The following is a 9,124-nucleotide window of genomic DNA, read 5'->3' on the forward strand; positions in this document are numbered from 1 at the left end:
CCGGGCACAGCAGGCCCACAAGATCCGCCGCTTCACTTCGGCATGTGACAGCGAACCCCGTACCCCGTCAGTCCCGCACCGTCAGCCGCCGCGGCCTCCTCGCCGGTGGTCTCGGCCTGCTCGCCGCCGCCGGCGGTGGCGGCGCCTGGGCCCTCGACCGTTACGTCCTCGACCACGTCGAGGTCTCCGGAGCCTCCACGCTGACCGCGCAGAACGTGGTCGCCGCCGAGGCGGACTCCGGCGGCACGGCCACCGCCAGCACGTACACCAGCGACACCGCGAAGATCTCCATCACGAAGACGTCGACCGGGTCGGGCGCCGACACGATCACCTACTTCGTGGCGGACGTGCGGGTCACCGACGCGACGATCGTGCGGTCGGCGTTCGCGAACGACCAGTTCGGCGCGAACATCATCGCGAACCCGTCGGAGATCGCCGCCTCGGTGAACGCGGTCCTCGCGATCAACGGCGACTACTACGGGTTCCGGGACACCGGGATCGTGATCCGCAACGGGGTCGCGTTCCGGGACTCCGGCGCGCGGCAGGGGCTGGCGTTCCACGCCGACGGAACGATGAGGCTGTACGACGAGACCACCACCACCGCGGACCGGCTGATCGCCGGTGGGGTGTGGAACACGCTGTCGTTCGGGCCGGGCCTCGTCGAGAACGGGAAGGCGATCTCCGGGATCGACCGGGTGGAGGTCGACACCAACTTCGGCAACCATTCCGTCCAGGGGCAGCAGCCGCGTACCGGTGTCGGCCTGGTCGCCGCGAACCACCTGCTGTTCGTGGTGGTGGACGGGCGCAGCGAGGGATACAGCCGGGGCGTCACGATGCCGGAGTTCGCGGAGATCCTCGTGGGGCTGGGGGCGGAGACGGCGTACAACCTCGACGGCGGCGGATCGTCGGCGATGATCTTCCAGGACCGGTTGGTCAATGATCCGCTCGGCAAGGGCCAGGAGCGCGGGACCAGCGACATCCTGTACGTGGCGGGCTGAGCGCCGTGATCGTGCTGATCCCCGCGTACCAGCCCGACCACCGGCTCGCCGATCTGGTCGGGAGACTGGACCGGCACCGGGTCCTGGTCGTCGACGACGGGAGCGGTCCCGCGTACGCCGAAGCCTTCGCGAAGGCCCGCGAAGCCGGCGCCGAAGTGATCACCCTCAGCCACAACCGGGGTAAGGGTTTCGCGTTGAAGACCGGGTTCGCGCACGTGGCGGCACGCTGCCCGGGCGAGGACGTGGTCTGCGCCGACAGCGACGGGCAGCACCGGGTCGAGGACATCGAGGCGGTCGCCGGCCGGGTCCGGACGTCACCGGCCGCGATGGTGCTCGGCGTCCGGCGGTTCACCGGGCGGGTGCCGGCCCGCAGCCGCTTCGGCAACGCCGCCACTCGCATCGCCTTCACGGCGATCACCGGGCTCGCGGTGACCGACACCCAGACCGGGCTGCGCGGCTACCCGGCCCGCACGCTGGCCTGGCTGGGCCGGGTGCCCGGCGACCGGTTCGAGTACGAGCTGCGCCTGCTGCTGCGCGCCGCCCGGGAACGCCTGCCGATCGAGGAGGTCGAGATCGCCACCGTCTACCTCGACGGCAATCGGTCGTCACACTTCCGGCCGGTGATCGACTCGGCCCGCATCTACGGTCCGCTCCTCGCCTTCGCCGGCTCGTCGCTGCTCTGCTTCGCGATCGACGCCGCGCTGCTGGCCGTGCTGGTCGCCGGCACCGGCCACCTGACCGCCTCCGCGGTGGTCGCCCGGCTGGTCAGCGCCTCGGTCAACTACACGGTCAACCGCCGGGCCGTCTTCGACCAGGCGCCGCACCGCCGGGCCCTCCCCCGGTACGCCGCCCTGGCCCTCGCCTCCCTCGCGGCCAACGTGGCCCTGCTGGAACTGCTGACCGCCCTGACCGGTTCCCTCGTCGTCGGCAAACTCGTCACCGAACCGGCCCTGTTCCTGGCCGGCTTCGCGATCCAGCGGCTGTTCGTCTTCCGCCGCCGGCCCGCCGCCCGCACCCGGATCGCAACCGTGCCGCAGCCCGCCGGCTCCCGCGGATGATCACGCTGGCGGCATGAGAGAACTGCGGCGCCCGGCGGCCTGGCACTATTGCCTGGCCGCGGCCCCGATCACCATCGCGCTGTACTACCTTCTGGTGGCCGGCGACCAGTGGGCGCCCGGTCAGGTCGCCCTCTACGTCAGCGCCAACACGGTCTTCTCGATCAGCGCGCTCGTCGCCGCCCGGCGGCACAAGCCGATGCGGAGGATCCTCTACCTGCTCAGCGCGTCCGGCGCGGCCGGGGTGGTCGGTGACGTGGTGTTCTACATCGGCGCGCTGGTCCACGGCGAACCGCCCTACCCCGGCCCGGCCGACCTGTTCTACCTGGCCGCGTACCCGCTGATGGCGATCGGCCTGCTGCTGATCGTCCGGCGGCGGACCCCCGGCTGGAACAGCGCCAGCATCATCGACGCGTCGATCGTCGCGATCGGCGCCGGGTACCTGATCTTCCTGTTCCTGATCGTCCCGAACATCGACTTCGAGGACCGGTTCACCTCGCTGACCTCGGTCGCGTACCCGATCGGTGATCTGATGCTGATGGTCGTCGGCGCGCGCCTGATGCTCGGCGCCGGCCCGCGCACCACCGCGCTGCGGTTCATCGGCGGGTACCTTCTCCTGGTCCTGTTCGCCGACAGCGTCTACGGCATCCAGAGCCTCAACGGCACCTACCACGGCGGCAACTTCCTCGACGCGTTCTGGATGGCGGCGAGCTTCGTCATGGCCGCGGCCGTGCTGCACCCGTCCGCACCGCAACTGGTGACCGCCTCCAGCACCGCCACCCCCGACGCCACCCCCGGCCGCCTCGCCGTCCTGGCGATCGCCGCGATCACCGCGCCCACCTCCACCGTCGTCCAGCACTACCTCGGCAACAAGGAGCACCTGGTCGCCGCGGCGGTCGTCTGCAACATCGTGTTCCTGCTGGTGATGCTGCGGATGGCCGGGCTGGTCCGGGCACAGCGGATGGCCGCCATCACCGACGGCCTGACCGGGCTGCGGACCCGCCGGTACTTCGAGGAGGCCCTCACCAACGAAGGCGACCGGACCAACTGGTACGGCGTCCCGTTCGGCATGCTGCTGCTCGACATCGACCACTTCAAGCACGTCAACGACACGTTCGGGCACAACGGCGGCGACCGGGTCCTCGTCGAGGTCACCCACCGGCTGCGCTCGCTGGTGCGGCCCGGTGACGTGGTCGCCCGGTACGGCGGCGAGGAGTTCGCCGTACTGCTGCCCGACACCGGCCCGGAAGAAGCGCGGGAGATCGCCGAACGGGTCCGCCGGGGCGTCTGCGTCGCCCCGATCGCCGTCGGCGAGACCCGGCTGCACCAGGTGACCGTGTCCGTCGGCGTCGCCGGGATGCCGGCCGCCGGTTCCACGTCGGAGCTGGTACTCGCCGCGGACCGGGCCCTCTACGCGGCCAAGAACGCGGGCCGCAACCAGGTCGCCAGCGCCCACTCCCCCACGCCGGTCGCCAGCGGCCTCGCCGCCTAGACCCGGTGCGCCGGGCCCCGCGCCGAGGGGACACGACGGGGCGCGGGGGACATCGACGGACCGGGGCGGCAGAATCGGCGGCATGCGGTTCGGCATCCTCGGCCCCCTGCGGGTGGAACGCCCGGACGGGACCCTCGTCCCGCCGGGCGGCCCCCGGGTGCGGGCGCTGCTCGCGATGCTGCTGCTCGACGCGGGACGGCCGGTCGGCATCGACCGGCTGATCGACGGTCTCTACGGCGACGATCCGCCGGCCGGAGCGGCGAACGCCCTCCAGTCGGCGGTCTCCCGGTTACGGCAGTCGCTGCCCGTCGACTTCGGTCCGGCCGGGTACCACCTGGCGGTCCCGCCCGAGACCGTCGACGCGCACCGGTTCACCGGGCTCGCGGCGGCCGGCCGGCACGCCCTCGCCGCCGGCGACGCGGGCCGGGCGGTGACGCTGTTGAGCGAGGCGGTCACCCTGTGGCGCGGAGACCCCCTCGCCGATGTACGCGACGCGCCGTTCGCCGCCGGCCACGTGACCCGCTTGACGGAGTCGCGGGTGGCCGCCCTGGAGGACCTCTACGAGGCGCACCTGACGTGGCCCGCTTCCGGGGACCCGATCGCCGGGCTCCGGGACCTGATCGCCGGCCACCCGCTCCGGGAACGGCCGCGGGCGCTGCTGATGCGGGCCCTCGCAGCGGCGGGACGGCAGGCCGAGGCCCTGGCGGCGTACGAGGACGCGCGCCGCACCCTCGCGGACGAACTGGGCGCCGACCCGTCACCGGAGCTCACCGCCCTGCACGTCGAACTGCTCCGGAACGGCGGCGCCCCGGAGCCGCCCACGCGGGGGCCGGTCCGGCACGGGGTGCCCGGCCAGCTGACCAGCTTCGTGGGGCGCGACGACGAACTCGCCAGGGTGACGGACACGTTGCGTACCCGGCGGCTGCTCACGCTGCACGGACCGGGCGGCGCGGGGAAGACCCGGCTCGCCGCGGAGATCGCGGCCCGGCACGACGGTGACGTCTGTTTCGTGGAACTCGCCGGAACCGGCGACGTGCCCGGGGCGGTACTGATCGCTCTCGGTCTCCGCGACGTCCCGCTGACCAACAGTCCGGTGTCCCGCCCGCCGCACCCCGGCGCCGCTCCGGGAGTCACCGAACGACTGGTCGCCGCCCTGGCCGAACGCCGTCTCCTCCTGGTTCTGGACAACTGCGAACACCTCATCGACGCCGCCTCCACCCTGGCGGGACGACTGCTGGCCGGCGCACCCGGCCTGCGGATCCTCGCCACCAGCCGCGAACCCCTCGGCATCACCGGCGAAGCGCTGTGCCCGGTCGGCGGCCTCCCGGTCCCGCCCTCGCCCCCCGCCCCCCACGCCGTGGCGGTGAGCCCGGCCGCCTATCCGGCGGTGCGGCTGTTCCTCGACCGGGCGGCGGATGTGATGCCCGGCTTCACGCTGACCGAGGAGAACACCGCCGCGATCGGGCGGCTCTGCCGCACCCTGGACGGTCTGCCGCTGGCCGTCGAGATCGCCGCGGCCCGGCTGCACGCGCTGCCGGTGCACGAGATCGCCGCCCGGCTCGACGACCGGTTCCGGCTGCTGTCGGCAGGCAGCCGGAACGCCGCCGCCCGGCACCGCACGCTGCAGGCCGTCGTCGCCTGGAGCTGGGACCTGCTCACCGAACCCGAACGCGTTCTGGCCCGCCGCTTCACCGTCTTCACCGGCGGCGCCACCCTCGACGCCGTCGAATCCGTCTGCGGTTCCCCGGACGTCGTGGAGGTGCTGACGGGGCTGGTGGCGAAGTCGTTGATCGAACGGGACGGGGACCGGTACCGGATGCTGGAGACGATCCGGGCGTACTGCGCGGAGCGGCTCGACGAGTCCGGCGAGCGTGCGCGGATGGAGCGGGCGCACGCCGCGTTCTTCCTGGAGTTCGCGGCGCGGGCGGACCCGTACCTCCGGGGATTCGATCAGATCGCCTGGCTGAGGCGTCTCGACGCGGATCGCGACAATCTGCATGCCGCGCTGCGGCGCAGCGCGGCGAACGGGGCGGCCCACACGGCGTTGCGGCTGGTCTCCGTGCTGTCCTTCTACTGGTACGTGCGGGGATCGCGGACCGAGGCGGCGACGCTGGCCCGGCTGGCACTGGCGGCGAGCGGCCCGGAACCGCCACCGGGACACACCGAGGAGTACGTGCTCAGCGTCTTCGTCGCGGCCCTCGAACCCGGTGCGGGGCGCGTCGACGCCCGCTGGGCCGGCTACATCCGCGACCTGGCGACGGCGCCGGCCCAGCCGTTCCTGCTCTATCTGTCGGCGATGGCGGTGGGACCGCCGGACGACGAACTGGCCGACATCGTGGAACTCAACCACAGGCTGCGGGAACAGATCGCCGGGAATCCGTGGAGTCAGGCGCTCGGTGCGGTCGGAGGCGGGTACATGCTGCTCTTCTCCGGGGCCGAGCCGGGTCTGGCCGATGTCGAGTTCCGGACCTCCCTCGCCGGGTTCCGGGCGCTCGGTGACCGCTGGGGCACGATGCTGGCACTGTCCGGGCTCGCCGAGACGGCGTCCTGGCGGGGTGACCCGGCGGCCGCGATCGTCCCGACCGCGGAGGCGCTGCGGCTGGCCGGCGAGCTCGGGTCCACGATCGACGTCTCCGACCTGCTCCGGGCCCGTGGCCAGGCGCGCAAGGACACCGGTGACCTGGCGGGAGCCGTCGAGGACTTCACCCGCGCCGCCGACCTGGCCCGCACGGCGGGCGCTCCGGAACTGGTCGCCGGCGCCCTCCTCGGACTCGGTACCCTCGCCCTGACCCGCGCCGGTGCACCGTCCGCCCCGCCGGACGCCCTCGCGGAATCGTGGCGGTACTGCCGGGAGGCGCTCGCCGCCTGCCCGGTCGGCTGGTACAGCGCGGACGGCACCCGGATGGCGATCCTGGTCGTGCTCGGCCGGATCGCCGAGTTCTCCGGTGATCCGCTGGGGGCGGCCGCCCACTACCGCGAGGTGTTCGCGATCCGCGGCGGCATGATCGGTTTCCCGGCGATGGCGGAGGCACTCGACCGGCTGGCCGGCCTCGCCGTCGCCGCCGGAGATCCGGTGCGGGCGGCCCGGCTCCTCGGCGCGGTGCGGGCCCTCGGGCTGCGCGCCGACCCGGAAGGCTCCGAACCGGCGGCACGCGCGGCGGCGGGGGCACGGGCGGCGCTCGGCGCACCGGCGTACGCGGAAGCCCTCGCCGAAGGCATGTCCCTCTCCCCCGCCGAGGCGATCGCCCTTCCGTGAGCGGGGTGACCGGAAGGGGAACGCATGAGTGGCACCGGGGGACGGCCGGAAGGGGACGCCTACCGTGGCCGCCGCGAGGCACGGGACAGTGCGTGGCCCGTACCGGAGAAAGGGGTGCGAGAAGGACCGCGGACCGTGCGTGATCAGCGGGCTGTCAGCGGTTGGTGCGCGGACGGTCAGCGCGGGGCGGGAACGTGTCGCCATGACATTCACGATCGTGGCCGAAGGGCTGTACAAGCGATATCGCGGGGCGCACGGGGTGACCGCACTGGACGGGTTCGACCTGCGAGTTCCGGGTGGCATCGTGTACGGGCTGCTGGGGCCGAACGGGGCCGGGAAGACCACCGCGGTGCGGGTGCTGTCGACCCTGATCGGGTGCGACGGCGGGCGGGCCGAGGTGGCCGGTGCCGACGTGCTGCGCGACCCGGCGACGGTGCGTGAGCGGATTGCGCTGGCCGGGCAGTACGCGGCCGTCGACGAGCTGCTCAGCGGCCGGCAGAACCTGGTGCTGTTCGGCCGGTTGTACGGGCTGCGGCCGGCGGCGGCACGGCGGCGCGCCGACGAGTTGCTGGAACGGTTCGGCCTGAGCGACGCGGCCGGCAGGTCCGCGAAGGACTACTCGGGTGGGATGCGCCGGCGCCTCGATCTGGCCAGCAGTCTGATCCGGCAGCCCCGGGTGCTGTTCCTGGACGAGCCGACCACCGGCCTGGACCCGCGCAGCCGCAACCAGGTGTGGGACGCGATCCGGGGCCTGGTCGCGGACGGGACGACGGTGCTGCTCACCACGCAGTACCTGGAGGAGGCCGATCAGCTCGCCGGGCGGATCGCGGTGGTGGACGCCGGCCGGGTCGTGGCCGAGGGCAGCCCCGACGACCTCAAGACCGCTCTCGGGGCGGACCGTCTGGAGGTGGTGGTGCGCGACGCAGGCCGGCTCGGGGACGCGGCGGACCTCGTCGCCCGGGTGACCGGCGGACGGCCGGACGTGGACACGGATCAGCGGCGGCTGCGGGCGCCGGTCACCGACCGGATGGCGGCGCTGACCGCCGTGGTCGGCGTGCTCCAGGAGGCCGGGATCGCGGTCGCCGACATCGGCATCCACCGGCCCACGCTGGACGAGGCGTTCCTGCAGCTGACCGGCGGCCAGGCGGCGCAGCGCGTGGCGGTGACGGCATGAGCGCCGCATCGCTGTCGCGGGGTCTCAGCGACGGATACGCGATGACCGGACGGTACTTGCGGCACGTGGTGCGGGCGCCGGAGGAGATCATCATCTACTTCAGCCTGCCGATCATGTTCGTGCTGGTGTTCGGGTACGTGTTCGGCAGCGGGATGTCGGTGCCCGGCGGCGGCACGTACCGGGAGTTCCTGATGCCCGGCGTCTTCGTGATGACGATGCTCTACGGCATCGGCGCGACGGCCACCGGGATCGCGGTGGACGTCGGCCGTGGTGTCATCGACCGGTTCCGGTCGATGCCGATGGCCCGGTCGGCGCTGATCAGCGGACGGGTGACCGCGGATCTGGTGCGGGCCATGCTGGAGACGACGGTGCTGGTGGTGTGCGGTCTGCTGATCGGCTGGCGCTGGCACCACGGAGTGGCGGATCTGCTGACCGCGATCGGGCTGCTCCTGCTGCTGCGGCTCGGGCTGAGCTGTGTCGGGGTGGCGCTGGGTCTGGCCGCGCCGAACCCCGACACGGTCTCGATGATCGTCTTCCCGCTGGCGTTCCCGGTGAGCGCGGTCTCCAACATCTTCGTCGCGCCGGAACTCATGCCGGGCTGGCTGGGAACCGTCTCGGAATGGAACCCGGTGTCGGCGACGACGACCGCGCTGCGGAGCCTGTTCGGCAATCCGGGCCTGGGTTCGGACTCGTGGCCGGCCGAAAACGCGCTGCTGCTGGCGGTCGCCTGGCCGGTCGCGCTGATCGTCGTCTTCGGTCTGCTGTCGGTGCGCCTCTACCGCCGCCTGGGGCACTAGCGCCGCTGCGGCGGGGCGGCCCGCTTCCGGTCCTCGCACACCATTCTCCGGTACGGGCCACGCAGCGTCCCGTGCCTCGCGGCGGCCCCAGCAGGCATCCCCTCACGACCGTCCCCGGGTGCCGCTCATGCATGCCCGTCCCGGTCACCCCTGGTCCGGCTGGTTGTGGCGGCCACAACCAGCCGGACAAAACCACAACCGCCCCATCCCGGGATCCGGGGTAGCAGGGCCAGGACTCCCGAGATCCGCCGCAGCAAGACCCCGGCTCCCGGCATCCGCTGCAACACGGCCCGGACTCCCGCAACCCGCCGTAACAGGACCCGGACTCCCGGCATCCGCCGCAGCAAGGCCC

The 9,124-nt window shown here is 73.1% G+C and carries 6 protein-coding genes; all 6 read left to right on the forward strand.

The window, feature by feature from the left end; translation table 11 throughout:
- The first annotated feature begins 44 nt into the window (after positions 1-44).
- Complete coding sequence (locus Aut01nite_RS02930) at positions 45-998, forward strand: phosphodiester glycosidase family protein (protein WP_043533710.1); 954 nt, start codon at positions 45-47, stop codon at positions 996-998.
- 5 nt (positions 999-1,003) lie between these two features.
- Positions 1,004-2,056 (forward strand): GtrA family protein, encoded by a 1,053-nt coding sequence (locus tag Aut01nite_RS02935; protein ID WP_043533709.1) that lies wholly within the window; start codon positions 1,004-1,006, stop codon positions 2,054-2,056.
- A gap of 13 nt (positions 2,057-2,069) precedes the next feature.
- On the forward strand, positions 2,070-3,545 hold the full coding sequence (locus Aut01nite_RS02940) for a GGDEF domain-containing protein (RefSeq protein WP_052164666.1): 1,476 nt from the start codon (positions 2,070-2,072) through the stop codon (positions 3,543-3,545).
- 82 nt (positions 3,546-3,627) lie between these two features.
- Positions 3,628-6,801 (forward strand): ATP-binding protein, encoded by a 3,174-nt coding sequence (locus Aut01nite_RS02945; RefSeq protein WP_043533708.1) that lies wholly within the window; start codon positions 3,628-3,630, stop codon positions 6,799-6,801.
- A gap of 202 nt (positions 6,802-7,003) precedes the next feature.
- Positions 7,004-7,975, forward strand: a complete 972-nt coding sequence (locus Aut01nite_RS02950) for a daunorubicin resistance protein DrrA family ABC transporter ATP-binding protein (RefSeq protein WP_043533707.1) — start codon at positions 7,004-7,006, stop codon at positions 7,973-7,975.
- Positions 7,976-8,016: 41 nt separating this feature from the next.
- Positions 8,017-8,772, forward strand: coding sequence for an ABC transporter permease (locus tag Aut01nite_RS02955; RefSeq protein WP_043533706.1), 756 nt, complete (start codon positions 8,017-8,019; stop codon positions 8,770-8,772).
- The last annotated feature ends 352 nt before the right edge of the window (positions 8,773-9,124 follow it).

It is taken from the genome of Actinoplanes utahensis, from assembly GCF_016862455.1.
In the GTDB taxonomy this organism is placed as follows: Bacteria; Actinomycetota; Actinomycetes; order Mycobacteriales; family Micromonosporaceae; genus Actinoplanes; species Actinoplanes utahensis.

Excerpts from the sequence above, each read along its gene's own strand:
- Aut01nite_RS02940 (WP_052164666.1), top strand. The coding sequence starts at position 2,070 with ATGAGAGAACTGCGGCGCCCGGCGGCCTGGCACTATTGCCTGGCCGCG.
- Aut01nite_RS02945 (WP_043533708.1), top strand. The coding sequence starts at position 3,628 with ATGCGGTTCGGCATCCTCGGCCCCCTGCGGGTGGAACGCCCGGACGGG.
- Aut01nite_RS02950 (WP_043533707.1), top strand. The coding sequence starts at position 7,004 with ATGACATTCACGATCGTGGCCGAAGGGCTGTACAAGCGATATCGCGGG.
- Aut01nite_RS02955 (WP_043533706.1), top strand. The coding sequence starts at position 8,017 with ATGACCGGACGGTACTTGCGGCACGTGGTGCGGGCGCCGGAGGAGATC.